The sequence below is a fragment of the Prodigiosinella confusarubida genome, from assembly GCF_002847015.1.
Lineage (GTDB): Bacteria > Pseudomonadota > Gammaproteobacteria > Enterobacterales > Enterobacteriaceae > Prodigiosinella > Prodigiosinella aquatilis.
Window position 1 is genome coordinate 4,605,517 of sequence record NZ_CP025085.1, and the last position, 17,822, is coordinate 4,623,338.

At 48.7% G+C, this 17,822-nt stretch carries 17 protein-coding genes and 1 other RNA gene; 9 read left to right on the plus strand and 9 right to left on the minus strand.

Going from position 1 to position 17,822, the window contains the following annotated elements:
• Positions 1–3: 3 nt before the first annotated feature.
• The gene (locus CWC46_RS20995) at positions 4–1,956 is read left to right on the plus strand and encodes a MacB family efflux pump subunit (RefSeq protein WP_021014580.1); all 1,953 of its coding nucleotides are present in this window, start codon (positions 4–6) and stop codon (positions 1,954–1,956) included.
• 85 nt (positions 1,957–2,041) lie between these two features.
• Here CWC46_RS20995 and CWC46_RS21000 read toward each other — a convergent pair whose 3' ends face one another.
• The 3 genes from CWC46_RS21000 to CWC46_RS21010 form a co-directional block, all read right to left on the minus strand.
• Positions 2,042–2,941, minus strand: coding sequence for a Dyp-type peroxidase (locus CWC46_RS21000; RefSeq protein ID WP_021014579.1), 900 nt, complete (start codon positions 2,939–2,941; stop codon positions 2,042–2,044).
• A gap of 206 nt (positions 2,942–3,147) precedes the next feature.
• Complete coding sequence (locus CWC46_RS21005) at positions 3,148–3,738, minus strand: RpoE-regulated lipoprotein (protein WP_021014578.1); 591 nt, start codon at positions 3,736–3,738, stop codon at positions 3,148–3,150.
• A 196-nt stretch (positions 3,739–3,934) separates the two neighbouring features.
• Positions 3,935–4,360, minus strand: a complete 426-nt coding sequence (locus CWC46_RS21010; protein WP_021014577.1) for a GNAT family acetyltransferase — start codon at positions 4,358–4,360, stop codon at positions 3,935–3,937.
• Between the two features lie 175 nt (positions 4,361–4,535).
• Here CWC46_RS21010 and hemF point away from each other — a divergent pair, with 175 nt between their 5' ends.
• The gene (gene hemF, locus CWC46_RS21015) at positions 4,536–5,471 is read left to right on the plus strand and encodes an oxygen-dependent coproporphyrinogen oxidase (RefSeq protein ID WP_021014576.1); all 936 of its coding nucleotides are present in this window, start codon (positions 4,536–4,538) and stop codon (positions 5,469–5,471) included.
• Entirely contained in the window at positions 5,471–5,926 is a 456-nt protein-coding gene (locus CWC46_RS21020; RefSeq protein ID WP_021014575.1) for a YaiI/YqxD family protein, read from the plus strand. The genes hemF and CWC46_RS21020 overlap by 1 nt, the downstream gene beginning before the upstream one ends.
• 55 nt (positions 5,927–5,981) lie before the next feature.
• Here CWC46_RS21020 and maeB read toward each other — a convergent pair whose 3' ends face one another.
• The gene (gene maeB / locus CWC46_RS21025; RefSeq protein ID WP_021014574.1) at positions 5,982–8,261 is read right to left on the minus strand and encodes an NADP-dependent oxaloacetate-decarboxylating malate dehydrogenase; all 2,280 of its coding nucleotides are present in this window, start codon (positions 8,259–8,261) and stop codon (positions 5,982–5,984) included.
• Positions 8,262–8,677: 416 nt separating this feature from the next.
• Here maeB and tal point away from each other — a divergent pair, with 416 nt between their 5' ends.
• Positions 8,678–9,628 (plus strand): transaldolase, encoded by a 951-nt coding sequence (tal, locus tag CWC46_RS21030; protein WP_021014573.1) that lies wholly within the window; start codon positions 8,678–8,680, stop codon positions 9,626–9,628.
• 77 nt (positions 9,629–9,705) lie between these two features.
• Here the strand turns inward: tal and nudK are convergent, their stop codons facing one another.
• From nudK to grpE, 3 genes are all read right to left on the minus strand, one after another.
• The gene (nudK, locus tag CWC46_RS21035; protein ID WP_021014572.1) at positions 9,706–10,287 is read right to left on the minus strand and encodes a GDP-mannose pyrophosphatase NudK; all 582 of its coding nucleotides are present in this window, start codon (positions 10,285–10,287) and stop codon (positions 9,706–9,708) included.
• Positions 10,288–10,377: 90 nt separating this feature from the next.
• Positions 10,378–11,616, minus strand: coding sequence for an Nramp family divalent metal transporter (locus CWC46_RS21040; protein WP_021014571.1), 1,239 nt, complete (start codon positions 11,614–11,616; stop codon positions 10,378–10,380).
• A 338-nt stretch (positions 11,617–11,954) separates the two neighbouring features.
• Positions 11,955–12,542, minus strand: coding sequence for a nucleotide exchange factor GrpE (grpE, locus tag CWC46_RS21045; protein ID WP_021014570.1), 588 nt, complete (start codon positions 12,540–12,542; stop codon positions 11,955–11,957).
• A 136-nt stretch (positions 12,543–12,678) separates the two neighbouring features.
• Between grpE and nadK the strand changes: the two genes are divergently transcribed.
• From nadK to bamE, 3 genes are all read left to right on the plus strand, one after another.
• Positions 12,679–13,557 (plus strand): NAD(+) kinase, encoded by an 879-nt coding sequence (nadK, locus tag CWC46_RS21050; RefSeq protein ID WP_021014569.1) that lies wholly within the window; start codon positions 12,679–12,681, stop codon positions 13,555–13,557.
• Positions 13,558–13,641: 84 nt separating this feature from the next.
• A complete protein-coding gene (recN, locus tag CWC46_RS21055) occupies positions 13,642–15,303 on the plus strand; it encodes a DNA repair protein RecN (RefSeq protein WP_021014568.1) in 1,662 nt (553 codons plus the stop codon).
• A gap of 181 nt (positions 15,304–15,484) precedes the next feature.
• Positions 15,485–15,820 carry an outer membrane protein assembly factor BamE gene (gene bamE / locus CWC46_RS21060; RefSeq protein ID WP_021014567.1) on the plus strand — a complete coding sequence of 112 codons (336 nt, stop codon included), beginning with the start codon at positions 15,485–15,487 and terminating at the stop codon, positions 15,818–15,820.
• 90 nt (positions 15,821–15,910) lie between these two features.
• On the opposite strand, the gene CWC46_RS21065 is transcribed toward bamE, so the two are convergent.
• Positions 15,911–16,195 carry an RnfH family protein gene (locus CWC46_RS21065; protein WP_021014566.1) on the minus strand — a complete coding sequence of 95 codons (285 nt, stop codon included), beginning with the start codon at positions 16,193–16,195 and terminating at the stop codon, positions 15,911–15,913.
• Positions 16,188–16,622: a type II toxin-antitoxin system RatA family toxin gene (locus CWC46_RS21070; RefSeq protein WP_021014565.1), complete on the minus strand. Its 435-nt coding sequence runs from the start codon at positions 16,620–16,622 to the stop codon at positions 16,188–16,190. Before CWC46_RS21070 ends, CWC46_RS21065 begins: the two co-directional genes overlap by 8 nt.
• A gap of 155 nt (positions 16,623–16,777) precedes the next feature.
• Between CWC46_RS21070 and smpB the strand changes: the two genes are divergently transcribed.
• Positions 16,778–17,260: an SsrA-binding protein SmpB gene (gene smpB / locus CWC46_RS21075; protein WP_021014564.1), complete on the plus strand. Its 483-nt coding sequence runs from the start codon at positions 16,778–16,780 to the stop codon at positions 17,258–17,260.
• Positions 17,261–17,308: 48 nt separating this feature from the next.
• Positions 17,309–17,672, plus strand: a transfer-messenger RNA (tmRNA) gene (ssrA, locus tag CWC46_RS21080).
• The last annotated feature ends 150 nt before the right edge of the window (positions 17,673–17,822 follow it).

Below are 17,822 nucleotides of genomic sequence, written 5' to 3' on the forward strand. Positions count from 1 at the left end.
ATGATGGCGATTCCTTTACTTCAGCTCACCAATGTCACGCGCCGTTTTGTTAACGGTGATCAATCCACCGATGTCCTGAAGAACATCAATCTCACCATTCAGAGCGGAGAAATGGTGGCGATTGTTGGTGCGTCAGGTTCGGGGAAGTCAACACTCATGAACCTTCTCGGCTGCCTGGATAAGCCCTCTGAAGGCGACTATAAAATTGCAGGACGCTCGATTCTCTCACAGAACAACGATCAACTGGCTGAATTGCGGCGTGAACATTTTGGCTTTATTTTTCAGCGTTATCATTTACTCAACGACCTTACTGTTCAGGATAACGTAGAAGTACCGGCTATTTATGCGGGAAAAACACGCCATGAACGTCAACAACGATCTATTGAATTGTTGTCCCGACTGGGATTGAAAGAACGCCTTCACTACCATCCAAATGAACTGTCGGGGGGCCAACAGCAGCGTACCAGCATTGCCAGAGCGCTGATGAATGGCGGCGACGTCATTCTGGCGGACGAACCCACCGGGGCGCTGGACAGCACCAGCGGCCAGGAAGTTCTGAATATATTGAAAGAGCTTCACCAGCAAGGACAAACTATCATTATCGTGACTCACGATATGAACATTGCCCAACTGGCCGAAAGAATTATTGAAATAAAGGACGGTGAAATTATCGCCGACAGCCGGACAAGCGCCACTGTCTCTGTGGTTACGCCCAAACCAGCAGCAACGATCATCACTGCGAATCCGTTCAGCCAGTTCCGTGGCCGCTTTTTCAACGCCTTTAAAATGGCTTTGCGCGCCATGAATGCCCAACGGATGAGAACGTTCCTGACCATGTTGGGCATCATTATCGGTATCGCTTCCGTCGTTTCTGTCGTCGCGCTAGGCAAAGGATCACAACAACAGGTATTGGCAAATATCAACGCCATGGGTACCAGTACGCTGGAAATCTTCCCCGGCAAAAATTTTGGTGACATGCGTTCCAGCGCGATCCAGACACTACGGGCTAACGACATCAAGCCACTGGCTGAACAACCTTATGTTCATAGCATAACCCCCTCACTTTCCACCAGTGCTACATTGCGCTATGGCAACATCGCGGTATCCACTAATGTCACAGGCGTAGGCGAACAGTTTTTCACTGTACGGGGATATACCATTGATGAAGGCATTACCTTTCCACCATCCAGCGTAAAACAATTGACCCAGGATGCCGTTATCGATCAAAACACCCGGGCTGAACTGTTCAGTTCAGGGGAAGATCCAATTGGACAGGTTATTCTGCTGGATTCTTTACCCTGTCGGGTGATTGGTGTTATCACCCGTAAACAAAGTGGTTTCGGTAGTGATGACAATCTGAATGTCTGGATCCCCTACACCACCATGATGTGGCGTATGGTCGGCCAGTCCTATCTCAAAAGCATTACGGTAAGAGTAAAAGATAACGTTGATCTCAGCGTGGCCGAGCAAGGTATCACACAGGTGTTGACCCGCCAGCATGGCACCAAAGACTTTTTTATCATGAATACGGACAGTATTCGTCAGACCATTCAGAAAACGACATCAACCATGACACTGCTGGTTTCGCTGATCGCCCTGATCTCGCTGATTGTCGGTGGAATTGGTGTGATGAATATCATGCTGGTTTCAGTAACGGAGAGAACGCGAGAAATAGGCGTTAGAATGGCGGTCGGTGCCCGCACCAGCGATATTCTACAGCAGTTTCTAATTGAAGCTGTCCTGGTGTGTCTGCTTGGTGGGTTTCTGGGCGTGATACTGTCTTTGCTTGCCGGCGTTATCTTCAGGCAGTTTACCAGCAGCTTCTCCATGGTTTATTCCACAACATCCATTATTGTAGCGTTCTTATGCTCCAGCCTGATTGGCGTGATATTTGGATTTTTTCCTGCCAAACGGGCCGCAAACATGCAACCTATCCATGCGCTGGAAAGAGAGTAAACCGGCTCCTACAGGTTAATTATTTTCCCCATAAAAAACAGGCACCGTTGAACGGTGCCTATATAACAAAATACGGGTGAATGCGTTACAGCGATAGCAAGCGATCAAGAGAGGGTGCAAAGAAATAGCTGCCGCTCACTGCGCGGGTAAAACGCAACATATCGTCACGTTTCCCGTCACGTTCACCGAACATGCTCAGCAGTTGTTGTTCTATATTGTACAGGCGGGCACAGTAGGCGATGAAGTAAAGACCGTTTTTGTCGCTGGCCGTCCCGTAAGGTAAGCTCTGACGCAGAATTTTCAGCCCCTTGCCATCTTCTTTCAAGTCAACACGGCTGACATGAGACGTCGCTGGTCGTTGATCTGACGACAATTCTTCATTGTCCTGTTTAGTGCGACCAATAATTTGTTCCTGCTGCCCTACGCTCATCCGCTGTAACTGCTTCAGGTTATGTTCCCAACGCTGAACGAAAACATAACTGCCGCCCGCTCCAGACTTCTCGTCAGGAATAATGGCAACACTATGACGCTCTTCACCTTGCGGGTTTTCGGTACCATCCACAAAACCACTCAGATCGCGCTCCTCTATCCAACGAAAGCCATGAGTTTCTTCTTCGATATGGATGGTCTTACCAAAACTGGACAGCACTGCCTGTGCCAAAGTGAAATTGACATCGTGGCGCAGAGACTGAATATGAATCAACAGGTCGCGCTGGGTAGCGGGTGCCAGGCCGTTACCTAATGGCGTGAAAGGTTTAAGCTCTGTCGCACTGTTTTCGCAGTCCAACTCACGCCATACGTCGTCACCAAACGCAATAACAGCTCCCAGGCCAGCATCAGGGAAACGCTGCTGCAACTCACTCAATGCCTGACAAAACTTTTTGCAACCCTGGCGGATGGCATCAAATTCCCCTTGAACCATCGCTTCCATAAAAATGGCAAAACGGCGATGCTCCAGCAAAATACCGCTTTGAATTTGTGTCATCTCTTGCTTCCTCACGTTATTCAGTGCCTTAGTTGTTATCTGGCATCCACCATGCGCAGCCTGTTCATCATACCGGATACGGTAAATTTTACTTTGCTTCAGCGCAAAATGTTCCGGTAATCACATCGGTAAAGAAAGAAACTGGGAAATACGCTGGCGATAGGGGGTAGCAAGGCGCGCGCCACAGACGCAACGCCTATAAATGCTCAGTTTCTGGCTTGGGCATGCCAGATAATTTTACTGACCTTCCATTTTTTCAGCATATCGTCAGGAGGCATCAACCCTTCCGGCCCACTCCATGTCCCAGAAAACAGGTAGCTAACGTGTTTGCTTTGCGGAGCAACACACTCCACACTTTGTGCGTTATTACCCTGCCCTAATCGACAAACATCAAACGCTTTACTGTAGTACGAACCGAATTCATCACCAATTTTCACACCCCATTGGCTGGCAATGCTCTTATCCTGTACTTCCACCTTGTTCACATGGCCTTTAGGCTCGCCGCTAATCACCAGCATCACGTTGTTATCTTTGCGAGCTTCATAAAACGCTGTCAGCTTGCCATTTTCGATACCCATGCCACTGAGCAGGGAGTAATTGCCATTCAGCGCTTTATCCAATACCGGCTGTGACAACGGCGTACCGGCGTTGATTCCCCCAACACCAGCATCAGAAACAGTGATTGGACTACCAAACCAGTTGAACGGCGACAAGCTAGACCAGGAAAAACCAGAAAGCGTACTGCATCCCGACAATAGCAGCGGTAATGCCAGAAACAACGGGCGGACTTTAATCACAACTCACTCCTCAAAATGAAACAGCACCTGATTTTTACTTGTTGGACCGATGGTGCAGACCTCAGCCGTTATGTCAGACGGGTAAAAAAACAAAAAGTGCCGCAAAACGGCTATATAGTTTAATCCTTATCAGTAAAAAAACCTGGATACACTGGGCGACCACCGCGTCGTGCGTCTCTCTGGGGAGAGACACAACCTAATACTCCTGATCTTCAATCAGTCGTTTACCCAATGTCACACTATCGACAGTTTCGTAATCCAGCTTTTCATACATCCCGATAACTGCCTCATTATCTTCTCGCACCATCAGGTGGATTTTCGGGCAACCACGGGCAATCAGCTTTTTCTCCAGGCGATTGATCAACGCATTGGCAATACCTCGGCCGCGAAAATCCGGATGGACACCAAGGTAATAGGCGGAGCCACGGTGACCGTCATAGCCACCCATTACTGACCCCACCACCTCGCTACCCACTTCAGCCACCAAAAATAAATCAGGATCATGGTTGAGTTTACGTTCAATATCCATTTCCGGATCATTCCAGGGACGCAACAGATCACAACGTTCCCAAAGGGTGATCACTTCCTCAAAGTCATCTTGCCTGAATATGCGAATTTCCATTGCTGATTGCCATTCGATAAATTAGGGATGTTTTGATTATCGCGTGATTTGTGTCAGACGCAACATCAAATTCATAGGCTTCTGACGGGAAAATACGAGTAACTGCGCTGATATTCATCTGCCGCCGATTCCCGTTATACTGGCTGCTTTCTCACCTCTCATCATAAGGGACATTATGAGCACACCTGATATCAACCAGGTCAAAAGCTTTCTGCTTTCCTTGCAGGATACGATCTGTCAGCAATTAGAGCGTATTGACGGCGCTGTAACGTTCATGGAAGATGCCTGGGAACATGCCTCTGGCGGCGGTGGTCGCAGCCGCATATTGCGACAAGGCAGTGTGTTTGAACAGGCGGGCGTCAATTTCTCTCATGTATCAGGTCCATCTCTGCCGCCATCAGCCAGCACTCACCGACCAGAACTGGCAGGCCGTCGATTCCAGGCAATGGGCATTTCATTGGTTATCCATCCGTTAAGCCCTTACATTCCCACCAGTCATGCCAATGTGCGTTTCTTTATCGCGGAAAAGGAAGATGAACCCGCAGTATGGTGGTTTGGCGGTGGCTTCGATCTCACGCCGTTTTATGGTTTCGAAGCAGATGCCGTACACTGGCACCAAACCGCCTACAATCTGTGTAAACCGTTTGGTGATGACGTCTATCCGCGCTACAAGAAATGGTGTGATGACTATTTTTATCTCAAGCATCGGAATGAGGCCAGAGGCGTTGGTGGTCTGTTCTTTGACGATCTGAACACCCCTGATTTCAACACCTGTTTTGCTTTTATGCGAGCCGTGGGTGAAGGCTTTCTAGATGCCTATTTACCCATTGTGAATCGCCATAAAGACATGCAATGGGGTGAGCGTGAGCGTCAGTTCCAGCTCTACCGTCGTGGGCGCTATGTGGAATTCAATCTGGTATGGGACCGCGGCACGCTGTTTGGACTGCAAAGCGGTGGACGCACTGAATCTATTCTGATGTCAATGCCGCCGCTAGTAAGGTGGGAATACCAGTATCAACCCGAACCCGACAGCCCTGAAGCCGCGTTGTACCACGATTTTCTGCCAGCCCGTGACTGGCTGGGATTATTTGATGAAAAAGGAAAATACTAATGCCGGTTATTTGGGTAGATGCCGATGCCTGTCCCAACGTGATCAAAGAGGTGCTGTATCGCGCAGCGGAACGGACAGAGACACCAGTAACGTTGGTTGCCAATCAATCGCTCAAAGTACCACCTTCGCGTTTTATTCATACCCTGCGAGTACCCGCAGGTTTTGATGTGGCAGACAATGAAATTGTGCGCCGTGCCAACCCTGGTGATTTGGTGGTGACCAGCGACATTCCGCTGGCCGCAGAAGTCCTGGAAAAACAGGCGGTGGCGCTTAATCCTCGTGGAGAGCGTTATACGCCGGATACCATCCGTGAACGCCTTACATTACGTGATTTCATGGATACTTTACGCTCCAGTGGTATTCAGACTGGTGGCCCCAACGTCCTTAACCAGCGGGATCGACAACAGTTTGCCAACGAGCTGGATAAATGGCTACAGCAGAAGGCCGCATCCTGACAGAGATAAAAAAGCCGGTAGATTTCTCTGCCGGCCTGTCAGAGACCAATATCACTTACCGCAACGTAGTCTGTGCTTCAACCACTGCCAGCGCCACCATGTTAATAATACGGCGAACAGAGGCAATCGGCGTCAGGATATGAACCGGTTTGGCGATACCCATCAGCACCGGACCAACCGTCACCCCTTCGGACGAAGAAACACGCAACAGATTATAACTGATGCGGGCAGATTCCATATTCGGCATGATCAGAATGTTGGCAGAGCCTTTCAACGGACTGTCAGGCATCTGTTCATTACGAATCGACTCCATCAACGCGGCATCGCCGTGCATTTCACCATCGATTTGCAAATCTGGCGCCATCTTGTTCACCAGCGCCAGCGTGTCGCGCATTTTCTTCGCTGTCGGGGAATCAGAAGTACCAAAGCTGGAGTGAGACAGCAATGCCACTTTCGGCTCAATACCGAAACGACGTACTGTCTCAGCCGCCATCAGCGTGATCTCCGCCAATTGTTCCGGCGTTGGATCAGCGTTCACATACGTATCAGCGATAAATGTATTGCCGCTTGGCAACAGCAATGCATTCATTGCACCCGCAACATGCACACCATCACGATAGCCAAACACGTCTTCCACTACAGCGAAATGCTCTTCATAATTCCCGACGGTGCCACAAATTAATGCATCGGCCTCGCCGCGATGAACCATGATAGAACCGATCAACGTCAAATTGGCGCGCATCTCACGCTGCGCCTGATCCTGTGAAATACCGCGCCGTTTCATCATCTCAAAGTATTCTTGCCAGTACGCTTTAAAACGAGGATCGGACTCGTTATTCACAACCTCAAAATCTTTTCCGATAGTAATCTGCAAGCCGAGCTTCTGGATGCGTTTTTCTATTACGCTGGGGCGGCCAATCAATATTGGGAACGCCAGCCCCAGGGTGACCAATTCCTGGGTTGCATGCAGGATACGCGGGTCTTCCCCTTCAGCCAGCACCACGCGTTTCGACTGTAGACGGGCCTGAGAAAACACCGGTTTCATGAACAGATTGGTCTTGTAGACAAACTCGGTCAGTTTCTCGGTGTAAGCATTGAAGTCCTCGATAGGACGTGTCGCCACCCCTGAATCCATTGCCGCTTTCGCCACGGCTGGTGCAATCTTGATGATCAAGCGCGGATCGAAAGGTTTGGGAATCAAGTATTCCGGACCAAAGGAGAGCTCTTGATCGCCATAGGCAGAGGCGACCACCTCACTCTGTTCCGCCAGAGCCAAATCAGCAATCGCATGAACACAAGCCAGTTTCATCTCTTCGTTGATAACGGTCGCACCCACATCCAGCGCACCGCGGAAAATAAACGGAAAACACAGTACGTTGTTAACCTGATTCGGGTAATCCGAACGGCCGGTACAGACAATGGCATCCGGGCGGACAGCCTTCGCCAACGGTGGCAGGATTTCCGGTTCCGGGTTGGCCAACGCCAGAATCAATGGATTCGGCGCCATCGTTTTGACCATATCCTGAGTCAGCACGCCAGGACCGGAACAACCGAGGAAAATATCGGCGTCAGGAATGACATCAGCCAGTTTCCTGCAACCATTATCTTCAATAGCATAGGCGGCCTTGGTTTCAGCCATATTCACGTCACGGCCTTTGTAAATCACACCACGTGAGTCACAAACCACAATATTTTCGTGTCTCAGACCCAGCGCCACCAGTAAATTCAGACAGGCGATAGACGCAGCACCAGCACCAGAGACCACCAGCCGTACATCAGAAATAGCTTTTTTCACTACTCGAAGACCGTTAAGTACGGCGGCAGTACAGATAATGGCCGTACCGTGTTGGTCGTCGTGAAATACCGGAATCTTCATCCGTTCACGCAGTTTCTTCTCAATATAGAAACATTCCGGTGCCTTGATATCCTCCAGGTTGATACCGCCAAACGTGGGTTCCAGTGCAGCAATCACGTCAATCAGCTTGTCTGGATCCAGCTCATCTACTTCGATATCGAAAACATCAATACCTGAGAATTTTTTAAACAAGACCCCTTTACCTTCCATGACTGGCTTGCCTGCCAGTGCGCCAATGTTCCCTAAACCCAGCACCGCTGTACCATTGGAGATAACCGCGACCAGATTTCCTCGTGCGGTGTATTTATAGGCAGCTTGCGGATCTTTGGCAATTTCCAAACAGGGTGCGGCAACGCCAGGAGAATAGGCCAACGCCAAATCACGCTGAGTGACCAGCGGTTTGGTCGGTGAAACCTGAATTTTTCCCGGTACCGGATATTGGTGGAAGTCCAGTGCGCTTTGCTTTAGTTGTTCATCCATTTTTAATTACCTTACCTTTTCGCTTTGTTGTTCAAGTAGGGTTGCGAGTTACTTAAGTATAGTGTTCACCTTTGGTTAAACCATGACGCATTACAAAATCCAAGAGTGAATATCGCTTAATATAATTAATTAATGAGGAGAAAAATCAGTTAGCGAGCGCCCTTCAGGAATAAATTCTCGGACGAGTCTATGCTCAAAGTCTGGGAAATGCAGATAGCCACTCCGGGACCGCTCTCCTGCAAATATCCAGCAACAGAAAACAGATAACACAATGCAGCACGACAGCCTGCCTTATGCTGTGTCATCGACATTTCCCGTCGCAGCAATCAGAGAAAGCGCATGTCATTCTTCCCGGTAATGATGCAGTGTGTTGCCCTGCGTTTTTATTTTCATATTATTGTTCAAGGAGTTAAGCGATGAACCAATTAGAAGCCCTTAAACAGCTGACCGTTGTGGTGGCTGATAGTGGCGATATCGAATCTACCCGTCATTACTCTCCACAGGACGCTACAACCAATCCATCCCTGATCCTGAAAGCGGCCAGCCTGCCACAATACCAACCACTGTTTGACGACGCGCTGGTTTATGCCCGCAAGCAGGGCGGTTCCCGTGAAACCCAACTGATTAACGCCAGTGACCGCCTGGCGGTGAACATTGGCGCGGAAGTGCTGAAAAGTATTCCCGGCCGAATCTCTACCGAAGTGGATGCACGTTTGTCATTTGACCGTGGGATGTGTGTTGCCAAAGCCCGCAAGCTCATTGGCATGTATGAAGAAAAAGATATTCACCGCTCGCGTATTTTGATCAAACTGGCGGCGACCTGGGAAGGGATTCGTGCCGCCGAAGAACTGGAGAAGGAAGGTATTAATTGTAATCTGACTCTGCTTTTTTCCTTTGCCCAGGCTCGCGCCTGTGCTGAAGCTGGCGTTTACCTGATTTCTCCCTTTGTCGGACGTATCTATGACTGGTATCAAACCAGACAACCCGTTGCCGAATACGATGCCGAACAGGACCCAGGCGTACTGTCGGTACGTAAAATCTATACGTATTACAAGCAATACCGCTACCCGACTATCATCATGGGCGCCAGCTTCCGCAAGATAGAACAGATTCTGGCGCTGGCGGGCTGCGATCGTCTGACCATTTCCCCTGCACTACTGGAGCAGTTGAAAAATAACGACGCACCGGTAGAACGCAAACTCAGACCATCCACCGAGGGTTTCCACCACCCGTTATCACTATCGGAAGCTGAATTCCGCTGGGAGCACAATCAGGATCCGATGGCGGTAGAGAAACTGTCTGAAGGAATACGTCTGTTTGCCGCCGATCAGCAGAAACTGGAAACGTTGCTGGCTGCAAAACTGTAATACCGGATGGCTCACCGTACACAGAGGGACACAAAAAAGGGGCGCCATCGCCCCTTATCGATGACTGAACGCTCAGCCTATCTTTCAGTAAACCAGCCTTGAATCTGGGCGTACTGTAATAACATGATAGTCTTACCATCTCTGATATGACCATCTTTGAGCAGCGCCATGGCCTCGGTAAAAGGTAGCTCAACTACTTCAATATCTTCATCATCCACGCCACCACCCCGCATTTCTCGCAGCGACTCATCGTATTCCGCTGCAAAAAAATGAATCAGTTCAGTCACCCCTCCGGGCGACATATAAGCTTCAAACAACTTTTCCACTTTTCCTATAGCGTATCCAGTTTCTTCAATCGCTTCATTGCGGATACAGGCCTCCGGCGACTGGTCATCCAGCAATCCAGCACAGACTTCCAGTAACATCCCGCTGTCGTTACCGTTGACATATGTCGGCATCCGGAATTGTCGTGTCAGCACAACAGTTCCTTTATCCCGGTTATACAACAGAATCGCCGCACCATTCCCCCGGTCGTAAACTTCCCGCATCTGGCGAACCAGCTCGCCATTTTTTCTTTTCAGATCAAATACATATTTATTCAGAACAAACCAGTGGTCGGATAAAATCTTCTTTTCAATAATTGTGATGGGTGACGACATAATTGAGCCCCGGCATACAAAGAATCCGTGGAAAATAATAAGCTTGGTAAAACAGGAATGCACGCGATACTACCAGGAATACAGGCGCGATTAACGCGCCAGCAGCGTATCGACGATCAGATAGAGGTTCAGTGAAACAACGATAAATACAATCAGTTTTCCCGTGTTTTGTATCAACCGACTGTTGACCAGATTACCCATTAATTCCCGGTTTCCGGTAAATACCAACAGTGGAATTAATGCCAGGGCGATCCCGAAACTCAGCAGAACCTGACTCAATACCAGCACTCGGGTGGGATCCATACCATACAAAATCACAATAAATGACGGCAACATAGTAACAGAGCGGCGTAACCACAGCGGTATATGAAAATGTACAAAACCTTGCATCACCACCTGACCCGCCAGCGTTCCCACGACCGTTGATGACAGCCCCGCCATCACCAGGCTCAAGCCGAATATGGTCGCGGCAGCATGCCCCAGCAATGGTTGCAACGTCAGGTAAGCCTGATCGAGATCGCTAATCCCAGTATTACCACTAAAATGAAATGCCGCCGCCGCCGTCGCCATCATCGCCAGATTCACAAATCCCGCAATGGTCATCGCTATGGAAACATCAACTTTAGTCGCGGTATAACGCTCTGCAGATGTATATTTCCCTTCCCGTTGAGTCAGGGATGAATGCAGGTAAATCACATGCGGCATGATAGTCGCACCCAATACCCCGGCAGCCAGCAGTACCGCATCCGAGGTCGGAAAACTGGGAATAACCATTCCTTTGGTCAATGCCACTAACTCCGGACGTGAGAAAATCAATTCCACAATGTACGCTGCCGCAACAAACAGCAGTAGACCACCAATCACCATTTCCAGTGGTTTTTGTCCACGCTGTTGCAGCATGAGGATCAAGAAAGTCGCAATACCGGTGAGTACGGCCCCTTCCAGCAGGGACACGCCAAACAGCAATTTAAAGCCGATGGCTGCCCCCATAAATTCAGCCAGATCGGTTGCCATGGCAATGATTTCAGCCTGAACCCAATAAGCCCATACGGCAGGACGCGGGAAACGGTCACGGATATGCTCCGCCAGATTTTTCCCAGTGGCAATGCCCAACTTGGCTGAAAGCAATTGGATCAGCATCGCCATCAGGTTGGCCCAAACCACAACCCACAGCAATTGATAACCGTAAGAAGCACCCGACTGAATATTGGTGGCGAAGTTACCAGGGTCGATATAACCGATCGCTGCGATGAAAGCCGGCCCCATCAAAGAAAGTTTAACCTTTCTCGATTTGCGGCTGACTGATTCGACTACACGACTTCCCGGCATATGAGTGACCCTTCTAAAGCTGTTGTTTTACTACTTTTACATTAATGATAATGATTATCAAGTGCATTTAGAACGGCAATAATTATTACTCTAATAGGTAAAGATAATGATGCATTTACCCTATGAAAAACACCGGATTCAGCAAACGAATATTAACAAATTATAAACAAAAAAACGCAATTATTTAAAATTCAAGAATACTTATTACTTCATGCGAAAAACACCACATGAACACAATAAAAAAACAGAGGGATTACAGGATTAAAGACAGGAAAATTTGAATGGAAATCTTCGAAGACAACCGCAACGAAGCCATTGTCTTCGGAGAAAAGGGAATATTATTCTTTGGCTTTAGACACAGCCACCATTGCCGGACGCAGTAGTCGACCATTCAACGTGTAACCTTTCTGCATCACCATCATGACGTGATTCGGCTGATGATCGGCAGATTCAAGCATAGTCATGGCCTGGTGGACTTCCGGATTGAACGGCACATTAGCTTCATCAACCACATCAATACCGAACTTATGCACTGCCGCCAACAGAGATTTCAGCGTCAGTTCAACACCTTCAATCATGGCAGACAGTGCCTCATCAGACTTGTCGGCCATTTCCAGTGCGCGCTCCAGATTATCAATCACCGGTAACATTTCACCCGCAAACTTTTCCAATGCAAACTTGTGGGCCTTTTCAATGTCAATATCCGTACGGCGACGAATATTCTCAATCTCTGCGCGAGCACGCATCACGTTATCACGTTCACGCTGCTGTACATCGTTCAACTGTGCTTCCAGTTCGGCAATACGCTCATCACGCGGGTCAACCACTTCTGTCATCTCCGGCATGGCTTCCGCTTTCTGCCCTTCTGCCGTTTCCTTTTGATCCAAGACTTGCTCGTCAGGTGACTTCTGATCTTTACTACTCATGAAATTCTCCGCGGTTTTAGCATTGTTCTCGCTAGTTCGCTTATTATGGGGATCAAACGCGGGGTTTCAAGGGAACGATTCACATATTGCCTTAAAACACGGAGTGCCAGACACTTCGGTGAGGATAATCGATTCAATGAACAAACTATTTAACTGCATCGGCATTGTCGGTCATCCGCGCCATCCCACGGCACTGACCACTCATGACATGCTATATCACTGGTTGAGCGACAAAGGCTACTCAGTGCTGCTCGAACCACAGATTGCTCACGCTCTCAATTTGAAAGACGCCGTAACCGGTAATCTGGATGATATCGGGCGACAGGCAGATCTGGCCATCGTGATTGGCGGGGACGGCAATATGCTGGGAGCGGCACGAATACTTTCACGTTATGATGTTAGCGTGATCGGTGTTAACCGCGGCAACCTTGGTTTCCTTACTGATTTGGATCCCGACCATACTCAGCAACAGCTCAGTGATGTACTGGCAGGTCATTACATTTGCGAAAGCCGTTTCATGCTGGAAGCACAGGTATGCCGCACAAAGCAGGCCAACAGTATTAGCACAGCGATCAACGAAGTCGTTCTTCATCCGGGGAAAGTCGCTCATATGATCGAGTTTGAAGTCTATATCGATGATAGCTTTGCCTTTTCTCAACGTTCAGATGGTCTGATCATTTCCACCCCTACCGGTTCCACCGCTTATTCCCTTTCTGGAGGCGGCCCTATTCTGACCCCTACGCTGGATGCCATTGCACTGGTTCCCATGTTCCCGCACACACTGTCGGCACGTCCGCTGGTAATTAACAGCAGCAGTACTATTCGGCTGAAGTTCTCCAAAATCACTAACGATCTGGAAATCAGCTGTGACAGCCAGATCTCGCTGCCAATACAGGAGGGCGAAGAGGTTTTCATCCGGCGCAGCAAACATCACCTCAACCTCATTCATCCCAAAGATTACAGCTATTTCAATACATTAAGTAGTAAACTCGGATGGTCTAAAAAATTGTTCTAAAAATAACCTCAAGCCACTTTACTGTATAAAAAACCAGTTTATACTGTATGTAATCACACTTGTTGTTACATACAGGAAACTACCATGCTGGCGCAACTCACTATCAGTAACTTCGCCATCGTGCGCGAACTGGAAATTGATTTTCAAGCCGGGATGAGCGTCATTACCGGTGAAACCGGTGCAGGTAAATCCATTGCGATTGATGCTCTCGGTCTCTGCCTCGGGAACCGTTCTGATGCCAGCATGGTTCGTCCGGAAGCGGCACGTGCAGATATCTGCGCCCGTTTTTCACTGGCTGATACCCCGGCGGCATTGGTCTGGCTGGAGCAAAACCAGCTTGATGACAGCAATGAATGCCTGCTGCGACGAGTTATCGGTGCCGACGGACGTTCTCGTGGTTTCATTAACGGTACCGCTGTTCCACTTTCCCAACTACGGGAACTGGGCCAACATCTGATCCAGCTACACGGTCAACATGCACACCAACTGTTGCTTAAACCAGAACATCAGCGTCATCTGCTGGATGCCTACGCCGATGAACCTCAATTACTTTCTGCCATGCAGCAAGTCTGGCAACAGTGGCACCAAAGCTGTCGTGAACTGGCCCAACACCAGCAGGCAACCATTGAACGGGAAGCACGCCGGGAACTTCTGCAATACCAACTGAAAGAACTGAATGACTTCGCTCCACAGGCCGGAGAATATGAGCAGATTGATGCCGAGTACAAGCGTCTGTCCAACAGCGGACAGTTGCTCGCTCTCAGCCAACAAGCGCTACAACTGCTTAGTGAAGGTGAAGAACAAAACTTGCTCAGTATGCTGCACACCGCAAAACATCAGCTTTCAGAACTGATCAGCATGGATGAAAAACTCGCTGGAACACTGACATTACTGGAAGAAGCCGACATCCAAATCAGCGAGGTCAGTGATGAGTTGCGTCATTACAGCGACCAGATGGACCTTGATCCAATCAGATTGTACGAACTGGAACAACGCATTTCCCGACAACTGACACTGGCCAGAAAGCATCACATTGCACCGGAAGATCTACCCACTTTTTATCAACAAATGCTTAATGAGCAACAGCAACTGGATCAGCAGGAAAGCGATCATGAAATGCTGAGTCGCACAGTGAGTGAATACCATCAACAAGCCCTGCATTTGGCTGAACAATTACATATTCGCCGCAGCCACCATGCTAGTGAGCTAGCACAGTTGATCACAACCAATATGCATGCCCTGGCTATGCCGCACGGGCATTTCAGCATAAACGTCGAGTTTGCACCGGAATCTCTCGGCATCAATGGTGCAGACCATATTGAATTCCGCGTGACGACTAACCCAGGCCAGCCCCACCAGTCGCTGGTGAAAGTAGCATCTGGTGGCGAGCTTTCTCGTATTGCTCTGATCATTCAGGTCATTACAGCACAGAAAATGGATACTCCGGCGCTGATTTTCGACGAAGTTGATGTCGGTATTAGTGGCCCAACGGCAGCTATTGTCGGTAAGATGTTGCGTCAGTTGGGGGAATCCACTCAGGTTATGTGTGTTACCCACCTGCCACAAGTCGCAGGCTGCGGACATCATCACTTTTTTGTCAGCAAGCAAACTGACGGTTCAGCAACAGAAACCCTGATGCAGCCGTTAGATAAGCGAGCACGATTACAGGAACTCGCCCGCCTGCTGGGTGGCAGTGCTGTAACGAAAAATACGCTGGCAAACGCAAAAGAGTTGTTAGCCGCATAAAAACGTTGAATGTGTTTTTAACAGTGCGCTGTAACGACCTACGGGGTGGTTGTTGAGATGGATGCTATAAAAAAGCCCAACTTTTTTGACTTCCCGGGGTCTTACATGGGTCTTGCAGGTTTTCAAGTCAGGCAAGGTCTATTATCATCTGCAACCTATGCCCTTAAGGAATGTAATCACTATGCGCTGTAAAACGCTAACTATCGTCGCCACGGTGGTTGTTGTTATGCTGACTGCCGGATGTTCCACGCTAGAAAAAGTGGTTTATCGGCCGGACATCAACCAGGGAAACTATCTGGCACCGGCTGATGTCGCCAAAATTCACACCGGTATGACCAAACAACAGGTTATCTATATCTTGGGTACACCGATGCTGAAAGATCCGTTTGGTAGCGATATCTGGTATTATGTCTTCCGCCAACAACCTGGCCATGAAGCAGTGAAACAGCAAACCTTGACATTGACTTTTAACAGTGACGGCGTGCTCACAAACCTGAATAACAAGCCTGCACTGTAACAATGCCCAGATATTGTCGGCGATAGGCGGTTATTCACTTAGTGGTGAACTGCGCCGACAAATAGACAGATAATAAGGTACTTGCGTGCCTTATTTTTTTGCGCGTTCTGCACGTTGACGACGTAGTTCTTTCGGGTCGGCAATCAAAGGTCGGTATATTTCAACACGATCGCCCTCACTGAGTACATCAGTCAACCTGACAGGTCGGCTATAGATGCCGACTTTGTTAATGCTCAAATCAATATCTGGCCGTAATTCTAATAATCCAGAAGCAACAACGGCCTGTTCAACTGTAGAGCCGTCCTCCAGGGTTAATGACCTCAGGTACTGACGATCCGGTAAGGCATAAACGACTTCCACGTGAAGTTCAGGCACGGTAAACCTCTTTGGCACGTTGCGTGAATGCCTGAACCATATTGTTTGCCAGTTCTTTAAAAATCTTTCCGAAGGCCAGTTCAATCAATGCATTCTTGAATTCAAAATCCAGATGCAACTCGACTTTACAGGCATCTGCACTAAGTGGCGTAAAGTGCCAACCTCCATTTAGCTGACGAAATGGACCATCAACCAGTTGCATGGCAATGTTCTGATTGCTGGTTAACCTATTACGGGTAGTGAACGTTTTGCTGATACCGGCTTTTGATACATCAACAGCCGCGGTCATCTCCTCCGGTGTAGAGGACAAAACCCGACTCCCCGTGCACCCTGGCAAAAAATCAGAGTAAGAAGGGACATCATTGACTAGTTTATACATCTGCTCCGCACTGAATGGGACCAATGCCGATCGATTTATCTTGGGCATACAATTTTCCGTGAGTCATAAAACGCGCAAAATAATAGCATTGATACGCGGTCAGACAAAAATTATGCGAACGTTATCGCACGATATCATCAACATTGCTTTAGACACACCGCAGGGATTTCATTCCCCTTTACATCCAGTATAATGACGACACTATGACAAAGAAAAAAGCGTACAAACCCGGTTCCGCTACCATTGCGCAAAATAAGCGCGCTCGCCATGAATACTTCATTGAAGAAGAATTTGAGGCAGGGCTTACGCTGCAAGGTTGGGAAGTAAAATCACTGCGTGCGGGCAAAGCCAATATCAGTGATAGCTATGTCACATTCATGAATGGTGAAGCCTACCTTTTTGGTGCGACGATTACGCCACTCAACGTTGCGTCTTCACATGTTGTTTGTGATCCGACCCGCTCGCGTAAATTATTACTGAACAAACGCGAGTTAGATTCGCTGATAGGACGAGTCAGCCGTGAAGGCTACACAGTTGTTGCGCTGTCGATGTATTGGAAAAATGCCTGGAGCAAAGTCAAAATCGGCGTAGCGAAAGGTAAAAGAGAACACGACAAGCGTGACGATATTAAAGAACGTGAATGGAAATTAGACAAAGCCCGTATCATGAAGAACGCTAACCGCTAATCAGTGGCTTAGTAGCGGTAGATTCTGGTATACTGGCGAAAGTCTCCTGGGGCTGATCCTGGATTCGACGGGATTTGCAAAGCCCAAGGTGCATGCCGAGGGGCGGTTGGCCTCGTAAAAAGCCGCAAAAAAATAGTCGCAAACGACGAAACGTACGCACTAGCAGCTTAATAACCTGCTTAGAGCCCTCTCTCCCTAGCCTCCGCTCTTAGGACGGGGATCAAGAGAGGTCAAACCTAAAAGAGATCGCGTGGATGCCCTGCCTGGGGTTGAAGCGTTAAATCCAATCAGGCTAGTTTGTTAGTGGCGTGTCTATCCGCAGCTGGCAGGCGAATGTAAAGATTAGACTAAGCATGTAGTGCCGACGGTAGAGTAATTCCGGACGGGGGTTCGAATCCCCCCAGCTCCACCACTTTTTGTTTTACCGAAGTCTAGTAAAGTCTACTAAGCCCGCTTGGAACCAGCCTTGCGGGCTTTTTTACGTCTATAGTAGTCTACCGAGAATTGCTAGAAGCTACTCGTTATGGCACCCTTCTTGGGACCCTATGCGAAGGGTCCAATA